Origin of the sequence: Phytobacter sp. SCO41, from assembly GCF_003073275.1 — a bacterium.
Lineage (GTDB): Bacteria > Pseudomonadota > Gammaproteobacteria > Enterobacterales > Enterobacteriaceae > Phytobacter > Phytobacter diazotrophicus.
The window spans coordinates 138,904-161,454 of the sequence record NZ_CP027225.1 but is presented as its reverse complement, the minus strand read 5'-3'; the positions used below and the strand labels follow the sequence as shown (position 1 = coordinate 161,454).

Here is a 22,551-nt window from a genome sequence, read left to right as displayed (position 1 = left end):
CCCTCACCCCAGCCCTCTCCCACGGGGAGAGGGTGAAAAAACAGGACAAAAAGATGAGTGAAAAAGAGACCTTCTGGCTGGGTATCGATTGTGGCGGTACTTATCTGAAAGCAGGACTGTACAACAGCCAGGGTAAAGAATTTGCTATTGAACGCCAGTCCGTCCGCACTCTTAGCCCGTATCCGGGCTGGGCGGAGCGCGACATGGCGGAACTGTGGCAACACTGCGCGGCGACCATCTCCCGCCTGTTGCGACGTACCGGCATTGGCGGCGAAAACGTTAAGGGCGTGGGCATCTCCGCTCAGGGTAAAGGACTGTTTTTACTTGATAAAAATGACCAGCCGCTGGGCGCCGCGATCCTCTCTTCCGACCGCCGTGCCATGGAAATCGTCAAGCGCTGGCAGCAGGACGGCATTCCGCAAAAACTCTACCCGTTAACGCGCCAGACCCTGTGGACCGGGCACCCGGCCCCGCTGCTGCGCTGGGTAAAAGAAAACGAGCCGCAACGTTACGCACAGATTGGCTGCGTGATGATGGGCCACGACTACCTGCGCTGGTGTCTGACCGGCGTAAAGGGGTGTGAAGAGAGCAATATCTCTGAATCCAACCTCTACCATATGACCACCGGGCAGTATGACCCCTGCCTGACACAATGGCTGGGCATTAGCGAGATAGACCCCGCGTTGCCGCCGATTGTGGGTTCTGCAGAAATCAGCGGGGAAATCACCGCTCAGGCAGCCGCCATTACCGGTCTCGCAGCGGGAACACCCGTTGTGGGCGGTCTGTTTGATGTGGTTTCCACCGCGATCTGCGCCGGTCTGAAAGACGAATACACGCTCAATGCCGTGATGGGCACCTGGGCTGTCACCAGCGGTATTGCCGAAGGCCTGCGCGACAACGAAGCGCATCCCTATGTGTATGGCCGCTACGTCAATGACGGGCAATACATCGTGCACGAAGCCAGCCCCACCTCGTCCGGCAACCTGGAATGGCTGACCGCGCAGTGGGGCGATATCAGCTTTTCTGAGATCAATCAGCTCGTCGACAGCCTGCCGAAAGCCGCCAGCGATGTCTTCTTCTTACCTTTCCTGTATGGCAGTAACGCCGGGCTGGATATGACCAGCGGCTTTTATGGCATGCAGGCGCTACATACCCGCGCGCACTTGTTGCAGGCGGTCTACGAAGGGGTGGTGTTCAGCCATATGACGCACCTCAACCGCATGCGCGAGCGCTTTACCGACGTGCGCGCCCTGCGCGTCACCGGCGGCCCGGCCCATTCCAGAGTCTGGATGCAGATGCTCGCGGATGTCAGCGGCCTGCCCGTTGAGTTGCCGCAGGTGGAAGAGACCGGCTGCTTTGGCGCGGCCATCGCCGCACTGGTCGGCACCGGCGTCTATCAGAAATTTAGCGATGCCCAGCAGACGCTCAACTACGAGATGCACACCCTGACGCCGGACATGAACGTCCATGCGGCCTACCAGCGCAAATATCACCGTTACCAGATTTTAATTGAAGCACTTCAGGGCTTTCATGCCCGTATTAAGGAGCACTCTTTATGAGCCGACCACTACTGCAACTGGCGCTCGACCACACCAGCCTTGTCGCCGCCCAGCGCGACGTTGCGTTGCTAAAAGATCACGTCGATATCGTGGAAGCGGGCACCATCCTCTGCCTCAGTGAAGGGTTAAATGCCGTGCGCGCCTTACGCGCCCAGTGCCCGGAGAAAATCATCGTTGCCGACTGGAAGGTGGCCGATGCCGGTGAAACTCTGGCCCAGCAGGCGCTGGACGCAGGTACAAACTGGATGACTATTATCTGTGCCGCACCGCTGGCTACCATCGAAAAAGGCCATGCCGTTGCCGCAGCACGCGGGGGAGAAATTCAGATTGAGTTGTTTGGTAACTGGACCTTCGACGATGCCCGCGACTGGTACAACACCGGGGTGCGTCAGGCCATTTACCACCGTGGTCGTGACGCGCAGGCGAGCGGCCAGCAGTGGGGTGAAGCGGACCTGGCACGCATGAAAGCGCTGTCCGATATTGGCCTCGAACTCTCCATTACCGGCGGCATCACCCCTGCCGATTTGCCGTTATTTAAAGAGATCAATGTGAAGGCGTTCATTGCCGGACGCGCGCTGTCTGGTGCGGCGAATCCGCAGCAGGTCGCCGAAGAATTCCACGCCCGCATCCACGACATCTGGGGAGCGTAAACATGCGCAACCATCCGTTAGGTATTTATGAAAAAGCGTTACCGAAAGACTTATCCTGGCCGGAGCGTCTGGTTCTGGCTAAAAGCTGCGGATTCGACTTCGTGGAAATGTCCGTCGACGAAACCGACGAGCGCCTCTCGCGACTCGAATGGACCACCGCCCAGCGCGCCTCGTTAGTGGAAGCGATGCTGGAAACCAATGTGTCGATTCCGTCGATGTGCCTTTCCGCCCATCGTCGCTTCCCGTTCGGCAGCCGCGATGAAACCGTGCGCGAACGTGCCCGCGACATCATGACCAAAGCCATCAAACTGGCGCGTGACTTAGGTATCCGCACCATTCAGCTTGCGGGCTACGACGTCTATTACGAAGAGCATGACGCGGGCACTCAGCAGCGTTTCGCCGAAGGGCTGGCATGGGCCGTTGAGCAGGCCGCAGGCGCACAGGTCATGCTGGCCGTGGAGATCATGGATACCGCGTTTATGAACTCTATTACCAAATGGAAAAAATGGGACGAGATGCTCGCTTCACCGTGGTTCACCGTCTACCCGGACGTGGGCAACCTCAGCGCCTGGGGTAACGACGTACCGGCAGAGCTGGCGCTCGGTATCGACCGTATCGCAGCTATTCACCTGAAAGACACGCAGCCCGTCACCGAAACCAGCCCAGGTCAGTTCCGTGATGTGCCGTTTGGCGAAGGCTGTGTGGATTTCGTCAATGTGTTCAGCACGTTGCAGAACCTGAATTATCGCGGCGCATTTCTGATTGAGATGTGGACCGAAAAAGCCAAAGAGCCGGTGCTGGAGATCATCCAGGCCCGTCGCTGGATTGAAGCCCGTATGCAGGAAGGAGGATTCGTATGTTAGAGCAACTGAAAGCCGAGGTGCTGGCGGCAAACCTGGCGCTACCCGCACACGGGCTTGTCACCTTTACCTGGGGAAACGTCAGCGCCGTCGATGAAACCCGCAAACTGATGGTGATTAAACCGTCCGGCGTGGAGTACGACGTGATGAAAGCCGAGGATATGGTGGTGGTGGATATCGCCACTGGCAACGTGGTCGACGGCAGTAAAAAGCCCTCTTCTGATACGCCAACGCACCTGGCGCTGTATCGTCGCTTCCCAGAGATTGGCGGCATTGTGCATACCCACTCCCGCCACGCGACGATCTGGTCGCAGGCGGGTCTGGATCTGCCCGCCTGGGGTACCACGCACGCGGACTACTTCTACGGCACCATTCCCTGCACGCGCCTGATGACGACCGAGGAAATCAACGGCGAGTACGAATACGAAACCGGCGAAGTGATCATCAAGACCTTTGAAGCGCGCGACCTGAACCCGATGCAGGTTCCGGCCGTGCTGGTGCACTCCCACGGCCCGTTCGCCTGGGGCAAAAACGCGGCGGATGCGGTGCACAACGCGGTGGTGCTGGAAGAGTGCGCCTATATGGGCCTGTTCTCCCGTCAACTGGCGCCGCAGTTGCCGGATATGCAGTCTGAATTGTTGGATAAGCACTATCTGCGTAAGCACGGCGCGAACGCCTACTACGGGCAGTAAGTTTTCTGCGGTCTGGGCCCCTCACCCTAACCCTCTCCCCAGAGGAGAGGGAATCGATCGAGCCCGGCTGCACCTTAGCACCGGTTTACTGGGCCAGGGTGAGGGTTACGGTTTCTCCCTCTCCCTGTGGGAGAGGGAACCGATCGAGCCCGGTTGCACCTTAGCACCGGTTTACTGGGCCGGGGTGAGGGCTCCGGTTTCTCCCTCTCCCTGTGGGAGAGGGAACCGATCGAGCCCGGTTGCACCTTAGCACCGGTTTGCTGGGCCGGGGTGAGCGCTCCGGTTTCTCCCTCTCCCTGTGGGAGAGGGCCGGGGTGAGGGCATCAGACCGCACCACATCAAAACATTCACCCCGAATTAATATGCTCCTTACAATACCGCCGCTTCCATGCGGCGGGCGTCAGCCCGGTGTGTTTGCGAAAAATCTGCCGGAAATAGCCCACATCATGAAACCCACACTGCCCCGCCACCTCTTTTAACGATAACGAGTCGCTGATCAGTAATTTTTCCGCCGCCCGTACTCGCTGGCGATGAATGGCTTCGGTCAGCGGCAGACGAAAGGCGCGCCGGTACACCCGCCCCAGGTAGTCGGCGTTGCAGTGCAGCTCTTTTGCCAGCGTCGAGGCCGAAATCGGCAGATGAAATTGCGTACCAATCATTTGCCGGGCTTTCCAGGCGAGCGCCATTCCTGGATTATCCACGGCACGCTCGCTGAGCGCAGAGGCTGATATTTGTTGCAGAATCAGCAGTAAAATACATTCCATTGCCACGCTGCGATGGACATTTTCCTGCTCATGTAAAAACTGGCGAAATAACGCCGTCATATATTGCGGATCATTTAAAGCTGTATGTTGCGGCAACATAAGCACACTGTTTTGTCCTGTTTTTTCCACCGCAGCCGTTAATTCAAAATGCAGCCAGTAGAATTTAAGATCTGCCGGAAATTCCCCTACGCCAACATGTCGTCGTTGCGGCCAGAGTAAAAGTGTTTCGCCGGCATTAACCGTAAAGAGTTTCTCTTCTTCGCGGATCGTTAATGTCCCCTTTTCGACGAAAATCACCTCCCAGGAATGCAGAGTCCGTGACGGATGGCTTCCCACACCGCGCGAGATAAATAAGCCGCCATTTTGCACACGAAGCGGAAATATTATGGATAATTCAAGCATAAATATGTCAATTCTCGCTACAGGAGAGCCATTACACTGCATCTTGTTTTTGATTATTAACGAAATATAAGCCCCGCGCCGGATCAAAATCACACTTTGCGCATCAGGTCGGAATCGTCATCTTTTTGTACTTTTCCCTTCCCTTGTTGTGTGGTCAATTCAATGCAAAATAAATAACGTACTTTGCAAACTACACAACAAAATCTGCAAATAAGCGGGTTACTTTTGGAATATCCGTGAGGCGTTTTCCATGACTTCAACATTAATTTCCAATACCGATTCAGCGCAAAAAGCGCTGGACGATAAATTATCCGTACGTGAAAAAATAGGCTATGGGTTGGGTGACGCAGGCGGAACGGTAATTACCTGCTTAATCATGAATTTCCTGACCTTTTTTTATACCGATATTTTTGGCTTAACCCCGGCGCTGGTCGGCACACTGTTTATGGCATTACGTGTATTCGATGCCATATCCGACCCGGTAATGGGGATCATCGCTGACCGCACCCAAAGTCGCTGGGGCCGTTTTCGCCCCTGGCAGCTATGGATTGCCCTGCCTATTGGCATTATCGGCGTGCTGACCTTCACCGTCCCCGATGCCAGCATGAACGTGAAAATTGCCTGGGCGTTTGGCACTTATCTTCTGCTTTCTGTGGGTTATACCGCCATCAACGTGCCCTACTGCGCGCTGATCAATACGATGACCACGCGTCATAGCGAAGTGATCTCCTGTCAGTCCTGGCGTTTTGTGCTCTGTGGCGTGGCGGGTTTTCTGGTCTCAGTTGGCCTGCCGTGGCTGGTCTCCTCCTTGGGTAAAGGGAATGCCGCGCAGGGTTATCAGCTCGGTGTCGGCGTGCTGTGCGCCATCGCCGTGGTGATGTTCCTGTGCTGTTTCTTCTGGGTGCGCGAACGGGTGCCGCTGTCGACGATGGGTAAATTCACCCTGCGTGAACATCTGGCGGGGCTGCGTAGAAACGACCAGTTGTTACTGATGCTGCTGATGTCTTTCCTGCTGATCAATGTGTTCAACATTCGCGGCGGCGGCTACATGTACTTCATCACCTATGTACTGCAAGGCAGCACCGGTTATACCTCGCTATTTTTCACCATGGTGACCTTTGCCTCGATTCTTGGCTCGGTGCTGGTTAACCCGCTGTCAAAACGCTTCGACACGGTGAAATTCTACTACTACACCAACCTCGTGCTGGCCGCGCTGTCGGTGATGATGTGGCTCCTGCCTACCGGACCGGCCTGGCAGACCCTGTGGCTGGCGGTCATTCTGGGCAATGGCGTGATCCTCGGCTTTACCCTGCCGCTGCATTTCTCACTGATGGCCTTCGCCGATGATTACGGCGAGTGGAAGACCGGCGTGCGTTCGTCCGGTATGAACTTCGCCTTCAACCTCTTCTGCATCAAGCTCGCGTGGGCGTCCAGCGCCGTCATCATCAGCCTGGTGTTCGTTTTCGTCGCCTATCAGCCCGGCGCAGGAAATCAGACACCCGCTTCGTTACAAGGCATCACCGCAATGGAGACGCTGCTGCCTGCCCTGTTCCACCTGCTGCTGGCGTTCGCTATCCGCGCCTGCAAGCTCAACAATCCCATGATGGCGCGTATTGCCACCGATCTGCGCCAGCGTCATGTTCAGTCTTAAGGAGTCTGTAATGGAAGTCGATCTGCACAAACTGAAAGTCAGCGATGCTTTTCTCGGCCAGTATCAACAACTGGTGCGCGAGGTTGTTATTCCCTACCAGTGGGATGCGCTGAATGACCGTATCGCCGAAGCCGACCCCAGCCATGCGATTGAAAACTTTCGTATCGCCGCCGGGCTGCAGGAGGGGGAGTTTTACGGCATGGTCTTTCAGGACAGCGACGTCGCCAAGTGGCTGGAAGCGGTGGCCTGGTCACTGTGCCAGAAGCCGGATGCGGAACTGGAGAAGACCGCCGATGAGGTGATCGAGCTGGTCGCCGCAGCCCAGTGTGACGATGGTTACCTCAACACCTATTTCACGGTCAAAGCGCCGCAGGACCGTTGGACCAACCTGGCCGAATGCCATGAGCTCTATTGCGCCGGGCATATGATTGAGGCGGGGGTGGCTTATTTTCAGGGCACCGGGAAACGCCGTCTGCTGGAGGTGGTCTGCCGCCTGGCGGATCATATCGATTCGGTCTTCGGCCCCGGTGAACAGCAGTTGCACGGCTACCCAGGGCATCCGGAGATCGAACTGGCGCTGATGCGTTTGTACGAAGTTACTCAGGAGCCGCGCTATCTGGCGCTGGTGAATTACTTTGTTGAGCAGCGTGGCACGCAGCCGCATTTCTACGATGTCGAATATGAAAAGCGCGGGCGGACCTCTTACTGGCATACCTACGGCCCGGCGTGGATGGTCAAAGACAAAGCCTACAGTCAGGCACACCAGCCGTTAGCCGAACAGCAAACGGCTATCGGCCACGCGGTACGCTTCGTCTACCTGATGACCGGCGTGGCCCACCTGGCGCGCTTAAGCCAGGACGAAGGGAAGCGTCAGGATTGCCTGCGGCTATGGAACAATATGGCGCAGCGCCAGCTTTACATCACCGGCGGCATCGGCTCGCAGAGCAGCGGCGAGGCGTTCAGCAGCGATTACGATCTACCCAACGATACGGTGTATGCCGAAAGCTGTGCCTCCATTGGGCTGATGATGTTCGCCCGCAGAATGCTGGAGATGGAGGCCGACAGCCAGTACGCCGATGTGATGGAGCGTGCGCTCTACAATACGGTGCTCGGCGGCATGGCACTGGACGGGAAGCACTTCTTCTACGTTAACCCGCTGGAAGTGCACCCGAAGTCACTGAAATTCAACCATATCTATGACCATGTGAAACCGGTTCGTCAGCGCTGGTTTGGCTGTGCCTGCTGCCCCCCGAATATCGCCCGCGTGCTCACCTCGCTCGGCCATTATCTCTACACTCCGCGCGAAGATGCGCTTTATATCAACCTCTACGTTGGCAATAGCGTGGAGATCCCGGTGGGCGGCCAGGCGCTGCGGCTGCGGATCAGCGGCAACTATCCGTGGCAGGAGCAGGTCACCATTACCATCGAGTCGCCGCAGGCGGTTGACCACACGCTGGCGCTGCGTCTGCCGGACTGGTGCGCCGATCCGCACATCACGCTGAACGGCGCGGAGGTGGCCAGCGATATCCGTAAAGGCTATTTGCATATTCAGCGCCGCTGGCAGGAGGGCGATACCCTGACGCTCACCCTGCCAATGCCGGTACGCCGGGTTTATGGCAATCCGCTGCTGCGTCATGTGGCGGGTAAAGTGGCGATTCAGCGCGGGCCGCTGGTTTACTGTCTGGAGCAGGCGGACAACGGGGAAGAGCTGCATAATCTGTGGCTCTCACCGCAGGCGACATTCAGCGTTTTTGAGGGTAAGGGGATTTTCGCCCATAAAATGCTGATTCAGGCGCAGGGCTATAAACAAACAGCGGCTGACGCGGGGCAGCAGGCTCTGTGGCGTTATGACAAAACGCCAGGCGAACGTCAGGCGCAGACGCTGACCTTTATTCCGTGGTTCTCCTGGGCAAATCGCGGCGAAGGGGAGATGCGGATTTGGGTTAACGAGGAAAGGTAACCGGATGCCGTAATCGCCGGAATGTCCCGGATGTCGGCGTAACGCCTTATCCGGGTTACCGTTCACCGTCTTACTTGAGCAGACGCACCCGGCAGGCTTTGCCTTTGATTTTGCCCTGCTGGAGTTGCTTCCAGGCCTGTTTTGCCACGGACTGACGCACGGCAACATAGGCATGCATCGGGTGCATATCAATCTTGCCGATATCCGCGCCATCCAGGCCAATATCACCGGTCAGTGCGCCCAGAATATCACCGGGGCGCATTTTGGCTTTCTTACCGCCATCGATGCACAGGGTCGCCATCTCCGCTTCCAGCGGCTTGATGTTGTTGCTGATAACCGGGGATTGCCAGTCGAGCGAAATAGCCAGCATTTCACCGAGAATAGCCGCACGCTGCGCTTCTTCCGGTGCGCACAGGCTAAGCGCCATACCGCTCTGCCCGGCACGCGCGGTACGGCCAATGCGGTGTACGTGCACTTCCGGGTCCCAGGACAGCTCGTAGTTGATGACCATTTCCAGCGCTTTGATATCCAGCCCGCGCGCGGCGACGTCGGTAGCCACCAGAACACGGCTACTGCCGTTGGCAAAGCGCACCAGCGTCTGGTCGCGGTCACGCTGTTCCATATCGCCATGCAGCGCCAGCGCGCTCTGATTACGCTCATTCAGCGCATCGCACACTTCCTGGCAATCTTTTTTGGTGTTGCAGAACACCACACAGGAAGCTGGCTGATGCTTGCTTAACAGACTCAGCAGCAGCGGGATTTTTTCCCGGCGCGAGACTTCATAGAAGTGCTGTTCCACCGCCGGTAAGGCTTCGACCGAGTCGATTTCAATGGTTTGCGGATCGCGCTGGAAACGGGTACTGATGGCCGCAATAGCCGCAGGCCAGGTGGCGGAAAAGAGCAGCGTCTGACGACGTTCCGGCGCATGACGCAGGATGGCGTCAATGGCGTCGCTAAAGCCCATATCGAGCATGCGATCGGCTTCATCCAGGACCAGCGTTTTCAGGGCGTCCAGGGTGACGGTGGCTTTTTCCAGATGATCCAGCAGACGACCCGGCGTGGCGACGATGATATGCGGCGCATGCTGGAGCGAATCGCGCTGTGCACCAAAGGGCACACCGCCGCACAAGGTCAGAATTTTAATGTTGGGCAGATAACGCGCCAGACGACGAAGCTCTTTGGCGACCTGGTCGGCCAGCTCACGCGTTGGGCATAGCACCAGAGATTGGGTCACAAACTGGCTGGCATCGATGTGCTGCAGCAATCCTAAGCCAAAAGCGGCGGTTTTGCCGCTGCCGGTCTGCGCCTGTACGCGCACGTCTTTCCCTTCAAGGATCGCCGGCAATGCCGCCGCCTGGACCGGGGTCATGGAGTGATAACCCAGCTCATCAAGGTTGGCGAGGAGTTCAGCGGGCAAAGCATTTAAGGTTGAAAAGGCGGTCACGGTGTTATCTCTGAGTAGTTGCAGGCCGCTATGCTAGCAGACTCTGTGTGTCCGGTCATTGCGGCTACATATGTTTGCCTTTAGCTCGCTTTAAAAGGGTCTTTCTGGTCGTCCTTGCTGTCATCGCGCTTACGAGGGATTTCTCCCTGTTTGTTTGGCGCGTCTTTAACATCTTTGGTGTGTTGGTCATCGGACTGGTGATGTGTGGCCATATTTTCCTCCCGTGTTGTTTTATCGAGTATAGACAATCGGGATCGTGGACCGGAGGAATGGCGAATATTCCCTGTCATTCAGTCTGTTCCCCACCCGGTCGTAACCCCGGATGGCGGCGCAAACGCCTTATCTTGGCTACACCCGGTTTTCTCCCTCTCCCCCGGGGAGAGGGTTGGGGTGAGGGGAATATGCGGCTCGGAAGGTGGGTTCCGTTCACCTTATGTTCATGGCGAAATGTCACCTCCGGACACGTGAACGGGTAAAGGGGAACACCGCGTTCCCCTTTACAATCCCCGTAGCCCCGGTAAGCGCAAGCGCCACCGGGGGGCAGGCTATTTCGTAAACAGCGCTTTATCGCGCAGCACGTGGTCATTGCCGCGACGGCGGGTAAAACCGATGCGGTCGAAGTATTCCAGGATCTGAATCGCCAGCTTACGCCCGACGTTAAGGGTGTCGCGGAAATCCGCTGCGCTGGTCGAACCGTGAATCGGATCGCGGTCGCGGATCATACTCGCGAAAGCGACAATCCGATCGTTGCGGTAATAACGATCTTTGACGATCGCCGTTATCAGCCCTTGTTGTGCCGCCTGGCGCAACACGCTGCGCATCGCCTGCTCATCCGCGCCCGTCTCACGCGCTAAATCACGCACCCACCAGGGTTCGTCGCCGAACAACGGCTCGGCACGCTGCCAGATGGCGGCCTGCTCGTCGGTAAAGCCCGCTTTATGATCCGGCAGATGCAGCCAGCCGTGGTGGCTGTGGATCTCGCCGCTGTCGCGCATCTGCTCAATCAGCGTCAGCACCAGCGCTTCATCTTCCATCGGCAGCGCCATACGCCGTAAACGCTCGCGTCCAGGGCCGGGTTCATCCGCATGCTGATCGTGATATTGGGCAAGCGTCGCCAGCAATTTACGCTGCCAGCCTGCGGCCACGGGCGCACTGAGCAGGTTGTCTCCCGCACGAATAAACCCAGGTTCGTTCACCAACGCCTCAAGCCCGGCATCGTTCAACTGCCGCGCCCAGGCAAAGGCCGGAAGGTTCACCGCCCCGCGTTGCAGATGCACGGCCAGCGCCTGCGCATCGCTTTCTGTTGCCGCCAGTGCGCCAAGCCACTGCTGATACTCCGGTTTGCGCTTGCCGCGACGCGGTGGGTGCAACGCCACCACGCGCGCGCCTGCCAGCGTTTCACGCGCGGAAATGTCCCGCAGCACCAGTCTGTCGTTGTCTGCCAGCCATAACGGCGTATCGAGCACCAGCTCCGCCAGGTTGTTATCCAGCAATGATACGCGCCCGGTGATATGACTCGCAGCGTGGTGAATATGCAGCGGTTGCCACTGGGTCAACGGCGTATGGGTTTGCAGCGCCACAATGACACGCTCCGAAGGTTCGGGCGGCGTGACGGAAAGCAGCCAGTCCCCACGGGTCAGGGCCTCTTTTTCCGCATCACCGGCGATATTCAGGGCGATGCGTTGCCCGGCATACGCCCGCTCGGTCGGCTGATTTTGGGCATGCAATCCGCGCACGCGCATCGGCTTATTCACCCCGGTCAGCCACAGCGTATCGCCCACACGCACTTCACCCGACAGCGCGGTTCCGGTCACCACCAGCCCCGCCCCTTTCACCGTAAACGCCCGGTCGAGCGCCAGGCGAAAACGTTGATGCTGCGGATGCGCACGTGCAGGCAGTTGCAGCAGGTGCGCGCGCAGTTCGTCAATGCCACGCGCTTCGGTTGCCGCCGTCACAAACAGCGCCGCCTCTTTCCAGCCAAAGTCATTTAACGTCGCCAGTACCTCGTGGCGGACGGCATCAATACGCGCCTCATCCACGCGATCGGCTTTGGTCAGCGCAACAGTCAGCGCCGGGTTACCGGTGAGTTGCAAAATAGCCAGATGCTCGCGGGTTTGCGCCATCACGCCATCGTCGCAGGCCACCACCAGCAGCGCATGGTCGATACCGCCCACACCTGCGAGCATATTGGACAGAAACTTCTCGTGGCCCGGCACATCAATAAAGCCTGGCACGCTGCCATCCGGCTGCGGCCAGTAGGCATAGCCAAGATCGATGGTCATACCGCGCGCTTTCTCTTCCGGCAAACGGTCAGCATTCACGCCGGTAATGGCCTGTAGTAATGTCGTTTTGCCGTGGTCGACGTGCCCGGCGGTGGCAATAATCATTTCAACAACATCTCCAGAAATCGGGGTTCATTCTCAAGACAGCGTAAATCCAGCCATAAGCGGCCATCAGAGATCCGCCCCAGCACCGGCTCTGGCAGGTTACGCCAGGATGCCGCAAGCGCTTCCAGGCGACGCCCGCTGCCGTCACGCGGGGTAAAAGTCAGCGCGGCGCTGGGCAGCCTGTCCACTGGCAGGGAACCGCTGCCGATTTGCGATAAACACGCTTCCACACGCAGGTCAAACGCATCGTAATGGTCGGCAAGCACCCCGGCAAGGCGCAACGCTTGCTGGCGAATCTCGTCTGGTTTTCGCGTCAGCAAACGCAGGGTGGGTAAATTGTCCCGCAGCTTTTCCGGGTGCAGATACAGACGCAGCGTCGCTTCCAGTGCCGCCAGCGTCATTTTATCTGCCCGCAGCGCACGCTTGAGCGGGTGGCGCTGCAACTGCGCGATCAGCGCTTTTTTTCCCACAATGATGCCCGCCTGCGGGCCGCCAAGCAGTTTATCGCCGGAAAAACTCACCAGACTCACGCCTGCGGCAATCAGTTCCTGCGGCATCGGCTCTTTTGGCAAACCATAGAGACTTAAATCCACCAGCGAGCCGCTGCCTAAATCCGCAATCACCGGCACATTTAACTCATCACCGAGCGTCACCAGCTCCGCTTCGTCTACCGTTTTGGTAAAGCCTTCAATGTGATAGTTGCTGGTATGAACCTTCATCAGCAGCGCGGTATTGTCGTTGACCGCCTCACGATAATCTTTCGCATGGGTGCGATTGGTGGTGCCGACTTCATGCAGAAAGCAGCCCGCCTGGCGCATGACATCCGGAATGCGAAACGCGCCGCCGATCTCCACCAGCTCGCCACGGGAGACCACCACTTCTTTACCACTGGCCGTTGCCGCCAGCATCAGAAGAACCGCCGCTGCATTGTTATTGACGATGCAGGCATCCTCCGCGCCCGTCAGGCGGCAGAGCATATCGGCGAGCGCCTGGTCGCGGTGCCCGCGCCCGGCGTCATCCAGCGAATACTCCAGCGTCACGGGTGAACGCATCACCTGCGCGACGGCGTCGATCGCCGCTTGCGCCTGCAACGCGCGCCCAAGATTGGTGTGTAACACGGTGCCCGTCAGGTTGATAACCGGGCGCAGCGCGCTGGCATTTTCATCCCACAAGCGCTGGTACGTTGCCTGTGCCCAGTCATTACACCAGGCGGGCAGTGCCTGGCGCAGGCGGATGTCATCACGGGCTTCGTCCTGCAACTGACGCAGCGTCTGCGCCACACGGTTGTGCCCAAATTCGGTCAGTAACAGAGTGAACGCCTCATCACGTAACAGGCGATCGGTTGAGGGGATCTGGCTGTAAAGCGAGTGATTTTCCGTTGTCATGAAATGGCCTGGCTGAGGGTTGCCCTCTCCCGATGGGAGAGGGATTCGACATGAGGGGGATTGTACAGCGACTTGGTTCAGCCTGACATAACGGGCGTCAATCCTTTGGCGGTTCTGTGCGCGCAAAGCTTTCACGCTGAAAGAGATTTTCCACCATTTTAACCAATTGCGGACGATCCACACACCAGCCAGGGGAGACACGGCGGAAATTGAGATAGCTAATGGCGCAGGCAATGGCGATAGTGGCGAGGTTCATCTCATCAACGCGTAATGCCCCTTCGTTGATATAGCTCTCCAGGGTGTCGAGGCCGCGATTGATTTTTTCGCGCTGGCGTGAGAGCTCCGTTTCCGATTGCTGGGCCACCGGACGCGCCTGCTCACGCACGGAAACCAGCGCCGCATCCATGATACCGTCCGCCAGCGCTTCAATCTGACGAATTTTCAGCGCGGCTTTGGGATCGGCAGGCAGCATGGCCGGAGCGATACCCAACAGGTCGATATATTCGGCAATGATCGGCGAGTCGTACCACACTTCACCGTCATCGGTTACCAGGGCCGGTACTTTTCCCAACGGGTTGTAATGCGCCACGCCGTTAATAGCGTTGTAGGGTTGTTCATTCACAAATTCGAAGGTGATGCCCTTCTCAAGCAGGATGACCGATATTTTTCGTACAAAAGGGCTGGTATAGCTGCCGATAAGTTTCATTGCCTTCTCCTCTTCGCCAACAAAACAGTAAGTATGTACTACCCGACCAAAGCGCGCGCTGACCATTTCATAAATGTGAAAACTGCTCTGACTATAGTGCGTTACGTCTTGCCTTCGCAGCCACGCGAAAAGTGAAAGGGAATTACAGTGGCTCAGGCCAGGAAAAACCACAGTTTGCGACCGATCACACTCGGAAAACTCCTGGCAAAAATATCTTGTGATTTAGATCACAAACAAACAACAAACTCACCGCTAACAATTGTGATTAACATCACATTAACAGGCGCATGGCGGTGAAATTTTAGCCTTTGTTCTTTTTTTACACATAATTTTTGTGACTAAGATCACTTCATTGGATGGTATACCCCCTGCATTAACGTGATCTTTATCACACAAATTAGCACCATCTGGACAGTTCATCGATTCGGTGCGAGATTTCGCAGCACAGATCATGGGTCCGGCTACCTCTGCCGCCACGTTAACAACAAAACCTCGGGCTTCCGGCCTGTGAGATAGCAAACATAAGAAGGGGTGTTTTATGTCATCCGATATCAAGATCAGAGTGCAAAGCTTTGGTCGCTTCCTCAGCAACATGGTAATGCCCAATATCGGCGCGTTTATCGCGTGGGGTATTATTACCGCATTGTTTATTCCTACAGGATGGTTACCAAACGAAACGCTGGCGAAACTCGTCGGCCCAATGATTACTTTCCTGCTGCCGCTGCTGATCGGTTTTACCGGTGGTCGTCTGGTGGGTGGCGATCGTGGTGGTGTGGTAGGTGCAATCACCACCATGGGTGTTATCGTCGGTGCTGATATGCCGATGTTCCTTGGTGCAATGGTTGCCGGTCCTCTGGGCGGTCTGTGCATCAAGAAATTCGACGCCGCTGTAGACGGTAAGATCAAATCCGGTTTCGAAATGCTGGTGAATAACTTCTCCGCTGGCATCATCGGTATGATTCTGGCACTGCTGGCGTTTAAAGGCATCGGCCCTGCGGTTGAAGTTCTGTCCAAAGGCCTGGCTGCTGGCGTTAACTTCATGGTGGCGCACGACATGCTGCCGCTGGCGTCTATCTTTGTTGAACCGGCGAAAATCCTGTTCCTCAACAACGCCATCAACCACGGTATCTTCTCGCCGCTGGGTATTCAGCAGTCTCATGACCTCGGCAAGTCTATCTTCTTCCTGATCGAAGCCAACCCGGGTCCGGGGATGGGCGTTCTGCTGGCGTACATGTTCTTTGGTCGTGGTAGTGCTCGTCAGTCTGCTGGCGGCGCGGCTATCATCCACTTCCTGGGCGGTATCCACGAAATTTACTTCCCGTACGTGCTGATGAACCCACGTCTGCTGCTGGCGGTAATCCTCGGCGGTATGACTGGCGTGTTCACGCTGAGCGTGCTGAACGGCGGCCTGGTTTCTCCGGCTTCTCCGGGGTCCATCCTGGCCGTACTGGCAATGACACCGAAAGGCACTTACTTCGCGAACCTCGTGGCTATCTTTGCTGCGCTGATCGTCTCCTTCGTTATCTCCGCGATTCTGCTGAAAACCAGCAAAGTGAAAGAAGAAGATGACGATATCGAAGCGGCTACCCGTCGTGTACAGGACATGAAAGCACAGTCTAAAGGCGCTACCCCGCTGGCCGCTGGCGACGTGACCAACGACCTGAGCCACGTTCGTAAAATCATCGTTGCGTGTGATGCCGGTATGGGCTCCAGCGCAATGGGTGCCGGTGTGCTGCGTAAGAAAGTTCAGGATGCCGGTCTGACCAACATCTCTGTGACCAACAGCGCTATCAACAGCCTGCCGTCTGACGTTGACCTGGTGATTACGCACCGTGACCTGACCGAGCGCGCTATGCGTCAGGCTCCTCAGGCACAGCATATTTCGCTGACCAACTTCCTGGACAGCGGCCTGTACACCAACCTGACTGAACGCCTGGTTGCCGCACAGCGCCACGTGGACAATAGCGTAAAGGTTCAGACCAGCTTGCAGGATAGTTTTGACGCTGGCGACAGCAACCTGTTCAAGCTGGGCGCAGACAATGTGTTCCTGGGTCGTACAGCCAGTAACAAAGAAGAAGCTATCCGTTTTGCCGGCGAACAACTGGTGAAAGGCGGTTATGTTCAGCCGGAATACGTTGAAGCGATGCTGGAACGCGAAAAACTGACCCCGACTTACCTGGGTGAGTCCATCGCGGTACCGCACGGCACCGTTGAAGCGAAAGATCGCGTGCTGAAAACCGGCGTAGTATTCTGCCAGTACCCGCAAGGCGTGCGCTTCGGTGAAGAAGAGGATGACATCGCCCGTCTGGTTATCGGTATCGCTGCGCGCAATAACGAGCACATTCAGGTGATTACCAGCCTGACCAACGCACTGGATGATGAAACCGTTATCGAGCGTCTGGCAAATACCAACAGCGTTGAAGAAGTGCTGGCGCTGCTGAAAGCGTAACCCTGGTCCCGGATAAGCGAAGCGCATCCGGGAGACACCTCCCCTCTCCCTCAGGGAGAGGGTTAGGGTGAGGATAATTTCACGTGGTTCCTCACCCCAGCCCTCTCGGGTAAAAACATTGATTAAGGTTAATTCTATGAAAGCATTACATTTTGGCGCAGGTAATATCGGACGTGGCTTCATCGGCAAACTGCTGGCTGACGCGGGGATTACGCTGACATTCGCCGATGTTAATCAGGTGGTTCTCGACGCCCTTAATGCCCGTCATAGCTATCAGGTTCACGTTGTTGGTGAAAAAGAGCAGGTAGACACCGTTTCCGGCGTCAATGCGGTGAGCAGCATCGGCGACGATGTGGTTGATCTGATTGCCTCTGTTGATCTGGTGACAACCGCCGTTGGTCCGGTGGTTCTGGAGCGTATCGCCCCGGCCATCGCCAAAGGCCTGGCAAAACGTAAAGCGCAGGGCGTAGAAGCCCCGCTGAATATCATCGCCTGTGAGAACATGGTGCGCGGCACCTCTCAGTTAAAAGGCCATGTGTTCAATGCGCTGGCAGCAGAAGATAAAGCGTGGGTTGAAGCCCATGTCGGCTTCGTTGATTCCGCAGTGGACCGCATTGTTCCGCCTTCTGAATCTGCAACTAACGATCCGCTGGAAGTAACCGTAGAAACCTTTAGCGAGTGGATTGTTGATAAAACCCAATTTGTTGGCGACCTGCCAAACATTCCAGGCATGGAATTAACCGACAATCTGATGGCGTTTGTTGAGCGCAAGCTCTTCACGTTGAACACCGGGCATGCTATAACCGCGTACCTTGGACAACAGACCGGTCATCAGACCATTCGCGACGCCATTCTGGATGACAGCATCCGTGCAGTGGTGAAAGGCGCAATGGAAGAGAGTGGCGCGGTTCTGATCAAGCGCTACGGCTTCGATGCTGCCAAACACGCCGCGTATATCGAAAAAATCCTTGGTCGTTTTGAGAACCCATACCTGAAAGATGATGTTGAGCGCGTAGGTCGTCAGCCGCTGCGTAAACTGAGCGCAGGCGATCGTCTGATCAAACCGCTGCTCGGCACGCTGGAATATGGTTTACCGCACGCGAACCTGGTAAAAGGTATCGCCGCTGCCATGCATTACCGCAGTGAACAGGATCCACAGGCGCAGGAATTAGCGACCTTAATTGAAGAAAAAGGCCCACAGGCCGCGCTGGTGCAGATCTCCGGTCTGGACGCAGCAAGCGACGTGGTAGCCGAAGCTGTTAACGCATACAACGCAAAGGCATGATGCCGAGTTTGGCGCGGGACATCCCGCGCCTGTTAACAAGATTGTCAGATATGCAGGCAATAATGGAACTAACACAGGCTTTCGAAAACCGTGTGCTCGAGCGTCTGAATGCTGGCAAAACCGTACGAAGCTTTCTGATTGCCGCCGTCGAGTTATTGACCGAGGCGGTGAATATCCTGGTGCTTCAGGTCTTCCGCAAAGACGACTATGCAGTGAAATATGCTGTAGAGCCGTTGCTTGACGGAGATGGACCGCTGGGCAATTTGTCCGTGCGCTTAAAACTGATTTATGGGCTTGGCGTAATCAGTCGGCATGAGTATGAAGATGCGGAATTGTTGATGGCGTTACGTGAAGAACTGAATCACGACGGCACTGAATACGCCTTCACGGATGATGAAATCCTGGGGCCGTTTGGCGAACTGCACTGCGTGGCGGCGCTGCCTGCAACACCGCCCTTTGATACCAGCGACCCCGACCTGTTTGCTATGCAAAAACAGCGTTACCAGCAGGTCGTTCGTTCAACCATGGTGCTTTCCCTGACGGAGTTGATTTCCCGAATCAGCCTGAAAAAAGCATTCCAGAAATAAGCTTACTCTGTCTCTTCTTCATGAACACATGCAGGCCGATAAAGCTGGCGATAATATTCCAGCCTTTCACGGTACATATCGACCTTATCTGTGGGAATATCATCAGGAACACGGTCTTTCTTATGCTGATGCGCCAGGTACTCACGGAACGCCTGGCTTGAAGCCATAAAATCGATCGCTTTATCGATGATTTGTGGGGTGTAGTCACCTAATTTAGCCATTTTCTCCTCTCCTTTTTGCCCAACCGTAAAACAAAGATGGACCTGCATGCGGGATACTTTTAGTGTTTCCGTGCTTTTCTGGGGTTGTTCGCCGCAATGCGGTATCCTTATATTTTAATCTGCAGAAATACATTCCTATGAAAGAAGTTGAAAAGAACGAAATTAAACGCCTGAGTGACCGTCTGGACGCTATCCGTCACCAGCAGGCCGGTTTGTCGCTGGTGGAATCCGCCGAAAAATATGCGGAGCTGGAGAAAGAAAAAGCGACTATCGAAACTGAAATTGAACGTCTGCGTGGCCAGTACAGCCAGAAACTCAGTAAAGAAGCACAAAAGCTGGTAAGCATGCCGTTCAAGCGCGCCATCACCAAAAAAGAGCAGGCCGATCTGGGCAAGCTGAAAAAAAGCGTGCGGGGTATTATTGTTGTGCACCCGATGACCGCGCTGGGCCGCGAAATGGGCCTCAAAGAGATGACAGGCTTCTCGAAAACCGATTTCTGATCCCGCTTCCCCTTCTTCATCGAAGGGGAGCCCTTTTTCTGCATAAAAATCCATCCTATCAGGCGTAATCGGCGCAGGAAGTTTAAGCCTGGACTGCGCGGAAAAACCGGAGCGTACACGGAGCACGTGAGGATTCTGCGCTTCGCTTATCCCTACGGGACCGCCTGAGGGCGTTCAAAACGCTCTGCGTTTTGTTTGAGCACTACCCAGGTTCAAACTGACAAGCAAGAGAGCCTGATGGAATGGATTTCAAGTGGCCCTACCACTTCACGCATTTATGCGCGTCACTTCACACCCCGCAAAATCACATAAAATTAACATTGCCATTACAAAACAGCCAATTAACCTTGTGCTAATGGCATTGTGCTGCCGCTAACTGGCAGTACCACTTTCCCCCGAATTTGACTGACACGGAGCAGACCATGACCGCGATTGCTGAACGGCTTTCTGAGGATGTTGCCCGGCGAATCAGAACGCTTATTCGTGAAAAAGGGCTTGAGGCGGGCATGCGTTTGCCCTCTGAGCGCCAGCTCGCCCTGCAACTCGGCGTGTCGCGCAACTCTCTGCGCGAAGCCATCGCAAAACTGATCAGCGAAGGCGTTTTGCTGAGTCGCCACGGCGGCGGCACGTTCGTGCGCTGGCAGCATGAGGCATGGTCGGAACAGAACATTGTGCAGCCGTTAAAAACGCTGCTTGAAGATGACCCGGATTACAGCTTCGATATCCTTGAAGCGCGCCATGCCATTGAAGGCAGCACCGCCTGGCATGCAGCCTTACGCGCCACACCCATCGAGAAAGAAAAAATTCGTCTGTGCTTTGAGGCCACCCTGGCCGAGGACCCGGATCTTGCGTCACAAGCGGACGTCCGCTTTCACCTGGCAATTGCCGAAGCGTCGCACAATATCGTACTGCTGCAAACCATGCGCGGCTTTTTCGACCTGCTGCAAAGCTCGGTGAAACAGAGCCGCCAGCGCATGTACCAGGTTCCCCCGGTCTTTACGCAGCTCACCGTGCAGCACCGTGAAATTATGGACGCCATTTTTGCCGGAGATGCCGATGGCGCCCGCGAAGCGATGATGGCGCACCTTGGTTTTGTTCACACCACGATTCGTCAGTTTGATGAAGACCAGGCGCGCAGCGCGCGCATCACTCGCCTGCCCAATGAACGGCATCCGCATTCTTTTGGAGACCCAGCATGATCATTTCCGCCGCCAGCGACTACCGCGCTGCCGCCCAACGCATACTGCCCCCCTTCCTGTTCCACTACATTGACGGTGGTGCCTATGCAGAATACACGCTGCGTCGGAACGTGGAGGATTTGGGTCAGGTTGCTCTACGCCAGCGGGTGCTGAAAAACATGTCAGCGCTGAGCACGGAGACCACCCTCTTTGGCGAGAAACTGTCTATGCCAGTTGCGCTCGCCCCGGTGGGATTATGCGGCATGTACGCGCGGCGGGGGGAAGTCCAGGCGGCAGGCGCGGCGGATGCGAAAGGCATACCGTTTACCTTATCGACCGTATCTGTTTGTCCGATTGAAGAGGTAGCACCGACCATTAAGCGCCCGATGTGGTTTCAGTTGTATGTTCTGCGCGACCGTGGATTTATGCGCAACGCCCTGGAGCGCGCCAAAGCGGCGGGGTGTTCCACGCTGGTCTTTACTGTTGATATGCCCACACCCGGGGCGCGATACCGCGATGCCCATTCCGGCATGAGTGGACAAAACGCCGCATTGCGCCGCTACTGGCAGGCAGTAACGCATCCACAATGGGCGTGGGATGTGGGTCTGCATGGCAGACCGCACGATTTAGGCAATATCTCGACCTACCTGGGTAAACCCACCGGGCTTGAAGATTATATCGGCTGGCTGGCCAACAATTTCGATCCCTCTATATCCTGGAAAGACCTTGAATGGATCCGCGAGTTTTGGGATGGCCCGATGGTGATCAAGGGGATCCTCGATCCCGAAGATGCGCGGGACGCGGTGCGCTTTGGCGCAGACGGGATTGTGGTGTCGAACCACGGCGGGCGTCAGCTTGATGGCGTGCTCTCTTCCGCGCGAGCATTGCCCGCCATTGCCGATGCGGTGAAAGGCGATATCGCAATTCTGGCGGACAGCGGTATTCGCAACGGGCTGGACGTGGTGCGGATGATTGCGCTTGGCGCAGATACGGTGCTGCTGGGCCGCGCTTATCTTTACGCGCTGGCGACACATGGCCGCGCCGGGGTGACAAACCTGCTGAATCTGATCGAAAAAGAGATGCGGGTGGCGATGACCCTGACCGGCGCGAAATCCATCAGCGAAATCAGCAAAGACTCGCTGGTGCAGGAGCTGAATAAGATCCCGGCGGCGCTGGCACCGTTGTCGCAGGGGGATGCGGCTTAAATAAGAGCTGCCTGATGCCCTCACCCCGGCCCTCTCCCACAGGGAGAGGGAGAAAAAAGCACCCAGTCTCACACCGGGCAGAGGGAAAGTTCCCTCTGCCACAGGGAGAGGGTTAGGGTGAGGGCAAAATTCTGCTATGCTCCCCCCGCTATCAAGGGGGCAGCATGTTAAATATCGTTTTATTCGAGCCAGAAATACCACCGAATACCGGGAACATCATCCGCTTATGCGCTAACACCGGCTTTCGCCTGCACATTATCGAGCCCATGGGATTTACCTGGGATGATAAGCGCCTGCGCCGTGCCGGGCTGGATTACCATGAGTTTGCCGCCGTGAAGCGTCACCATGATTATGCCGCGTTTGTTGAGGCCGAAAAGCCGGAACGTCTGTTTGCTCTCACCACCAAAGGAACGCCAGCACACAGCGCGGTGAGTTATCAGGACGGCGATTATCTGATGTTTGGCCCGGAAACGCGCGGATTACCGATGTCGATTCTGGACGCGCTACCTTCAGGACAAAAAATCCGTATTCCGATGATGCCGGACAGCCGCAGCATGAACCTGTCTAACGCGGTGTCGGTAGTGGTGTATGAAGCCTGGCGCCAGTTAGGATATGCTGGCGCGGTATTGCGAAGCTGAATCAGCGCTCTCCCGGAGGCGGCGCGTA

20 protein-coding genes are annotated in these 22,551 nt (G+C 56.5%); 13 read left to right on the top strand and 7 right to left on the bottom strand.

Going from position 1 to position 22,551, the window contains the following annotated elements; translation table 11 throughout:
* The first annotated feature begins 53 nt into the window (after window positions 1-53).
* The 4 genes from C5523_RS00775 to araD are packed head-to-tail and all read left to right on the top strand — an operon-like array spanning window position 54 to window position 3,761.
* Entirely contained in the window at window positions 54-1,559 is a 1,506-nt protein-coding gene (locus C5523_RS00775; protein ID WP_108700460.1) for an FGGY-family carbohydrate kinase, read from the top strand.
* Window positions 1,556-2,209 (top strand): 3-keto-L-gulonate-6-phosphate decarboxylase UlaD, encoded by a 654-nt coding sequence (gene ulaD / locus C5523_RS00770; RefSeq protein WP_108700459.1) that lies wholly within the window; start codon window positions 1,556-1,558, stop codon window positions 2,207-2,209. Before C5523_RS00775 ends, ulaD begins: the two co-directional genes overlap by 4 nt.
* A 2-nt stretch (window positions 2,210-2,211) precedes the next feature.
* The gene (locus C5523_RS00765) at window positions 2,212-3,072 is read left to right on the top strand and encodes an L-ribulose-5-phosphate 3-epimerase (RefSeq protein ID WP_039080154.1); all 861 of its coding nucleotides are present in this window, start codon (window positions 2,212-2,214) and stop codon (window positions 3,070-3,072) included.
* Complete coding sequence (gene araD, locus C5523_RS00760; protein WP_039080153.1) at window positions 3,066-3,761, top strand: L-ribulose-5-phosphate 4-epimerase; 696 nt, start codon at window positions 3,066-3,068, stop codon at window positions 3,759-3,761. The genes C5523_RS00765 and araD overlap by 7 nt, the downstream gene beginning before the upstream one ends.
* A 347-nt stretch (window positions 3,762-4,108) precedes the next feature.
* Here the strand turns inward: araD and C5523_RS00755 are convergent, their stop codons facing one another.
* A complete protein-coding gene (locus C5523_RS00755) occupies window positions 4,109-4,927 on the bottom strand; it encodes a helix-turn-helix domain-containing protein (protein ID WP_108700458.1) in 819 nt (272 codons plus the stop codon).
* A gap of 250 nt (window positions 4,928-5,177) precedes the next feature.
* Here C5523_RS00755 and C5523_RS00750 point away from each other — a divergent pair, with 250 nt between their 5' ends.
* Window positions 5,178-6,578 (top strand): MFS transporter, encoded by a 1,401-nt coding sequence (locus C5523_RS00750; protein WP_108700457.1) that lies wholly within the window; start codon window positions 5,178-5,180, stop codon window positions 6,576-6,578.
* Window positions 6,565-8,538 (top strand): glycoside hydrolase family 127 protein, encoded by a 1,974-nt coding sequence (locus tag C5523_RS00745; RefSeq protein ID WP_108700456.1) that lies wholly within the window; start codon window positions 6,565-6,567, stop codon window positions 8,536-8,538. The genes C5523_RS00750 and C5523_RS00745 overlap by 14 nt, the downstream gene beginning before the upstream one ends.
* A 70-nt stretch (window positions 8,539-8,608) precedes the next feature.
* On the opposite strand, the gene dbpA is transcribed toward C5523_RS00745, so the two are convergent.
* The 5 genes from dbpA to C5523_RS00725 all read right to left on the bottom strand — a co-directional run bounded on the left by dbpA (window position 8,609) and on the right by C5523_RS00725 (window position 14,460).
* Window positions 8,609-9,982 carry an ATP-dependent RNA helicase DbpA gene (dbpA, locus tag C5523_RS00740; RefSeq protein ID WP_039080149.1) on the bottom strand — a complete coding sequence of 458 codons (1,374 nt, stop codon included), beginning with the start codon at window positions 9,980-9,982 and terminating at the stop codon, window positions 8,609-8,611.
* 80 nt (window positions 9,983-10,062) lie between these two features.
* Entirely contained in the window at window positions 10,063-10,194 is a 132-nt protein-coding gene (locus tag C5523_RS27565; protein WP_223878750.1) for a hypothetical protein, read from the bottom strand.
* A gap of 333 nt (window positions 10,195-10,527) precedes the next feature.
* Window positions 10,528-12,369: a selenocysteine-specific translation elongation factor gene (gene selB / locus C5523_RS00735; RefSeq protein ID WP_071195061.1), complete on the bottom strand. Its 1,842-nt coding sequence runs from the start codon at window positions 12,367-12,369 to the stop codon at window positions 10,528-10,530.
* The gene (gene selA, locus C5523_RS00730) at window positions 12,366-13,754 is read right to left on the bottom strand and encodes an L-seryl-tRNA(Sec) selenium transferase (RefSeq protein ID WP_108700455.1); all 1,389 of its coding nucleotides are present in this window, start codon (window positions 13,752-13,754) and stop codon (window positions 12,366-12,368) included. The genes selB and selA overlap by 4 nt, the downstream gene beginning before the upstream one ends.
* 97 nt (window positions 13,755-13,851) lie before the next feature.
* The gene (locus C5523_RS00725; RefSeq protein ID WP_108700454.1) at window positions 13,852-14,460 is read right to left on the bottom strand and encodes a glutathione S-transferase; all 609 of its coding nucleotides are present in this window, start codon (window positions 14,458-14,460) and stop codon (window positions 13,852-13,854) included.
* 538 nt (window positions 14,461-14,998) lie between these two features.
* Between C5523_RS00725 and C5523_RS00720 the strand changes: the two genes are divergently transcribed.
* The 3 genes from C5523_RS00720 (at window position 14,999) to mtlR (ending at window position 18,781) form a co-directional block, all read left to right on the top strand.
* Window positions 14,999-16,909 carry a PTS mannitol transporter subunit IICBA gene (locus C5523_RS00720; protein WP_039080145.1) on the top strand — a complete coding sequence of 637 codons (1,911 nt, stop codon included), beginning with the start codon at window positions 14,999-15,001 and terminating at the stop codon, window positions 16,907-16,909.
* 136 nt (window positions 16,910-17,045) lie between these two features.
* Window positions 17,046-18,194 carry a mannitol-1-phosphate 5-dehydrogenase gene (mtlD, locus tag C5523_RS00715; RefSeq protein ID WP_039080144.1) on the top strand — a complete coding sequence of 383 codons (1,149 nt, stop codon included), beginning with the start codon at window positions 17,046-17,048 and terminating at the stop codon, window positions 18,192-18,194.
* On the top strand, window positions 18,194-18,781 hold the full coding sequence (mtlR, locus tag C5523_RS00710; protein ID WP_103245146.1) for a mannitol operon repressor MtlR: 588 nt from the start codon (window positions 18,194-18,196) through the stop codon (window positions 18,779-18,781). Before mtlD ends, mtlR begins: the two co-directional genes overlap by 1 nt.
* A gap of 2 nt (window positions 18,782-18,783) precedes the next feature.
* Here the strand turns inward: mtlR and C5523_RS00705 are convergent, their stop codons facing one another.
* On the bottom strand, window positions 18,784-19,002 hold the full coding sequence (locus C5523_RS00705; protein ID WP_039080142.1) for a hypothetical protein: 219 nt from the start codon (window positions 19,000-19,002) through the stop codon (window positions 18,784-18,786).
* A gap of 137 nt (window positions 19,003-19,139) precedes the next feature.
* Between C5523_RS00705 and C5523_RS00700 the strand changes: the two genes are divergently transcribed.
* The 4 genes from C5523_RS00700 (at window position 19,140) to trmL (ending at window position 22,523) form a co-directional block, all read left to right on the top strand.
* Window positions 19,140-19,502 (top strand): YibL family ribosome-associated protein, encoded by a 363-nt coding sequence (locus C5523_RS00700; RefSeq protein ID WP_039080141.1) that lies wholly within the window; start codon window positions 19,140-19,142, stop codon window positions 19,500-19,502.
* Between the two features lie 422 nt (window positions 19,503-19,924).
* On the top strand, window positions 19,925-20,701 hold the full coding sequence (gene lldR, locus C5523_RS00695; protein WP_107222640.1) for a transcriptional regulator LldR: 777 nt from the start codon (window positions 19,925-19,927) through the stop codon (window positions 20,699-20,701).
* A complete protein-coding gene (lldD, locus tag C5523_RS00690) occupies window positions 20,698-21,885 on the top strand; it encodes an FMN-dependent L-lactate dehydrogenase LldD (protein WP_039080139.1) in 1,188 nt (395 codons plus the stop codon). The genes lldR and lldD overlap by 4 nt, the downstream gene beginning before the upstream one ends.
* 164 nt (window positions 21,886-22,049) lie before the next feature.
* Window positions 22,050-22,523 carry a tRNA (uridine(34)/cytosine(34)/5-carboxymethylaminomethyluridine(34)-2'-O)-methyltransferase TrmL gene (trmL, locus tag C5523_RS00685; RefSeq protein ID WP_039080138.1) on the top strand — a complete coding sequence of 158 codons (474 nt, stop codon included), beginning with the start codon at window positions 22,050-22,052 and terminating at the stop codon, window positions 22,521-22,523.
* Window positions 22,524-22,551 lie beyond the last annotated feature (28 nt).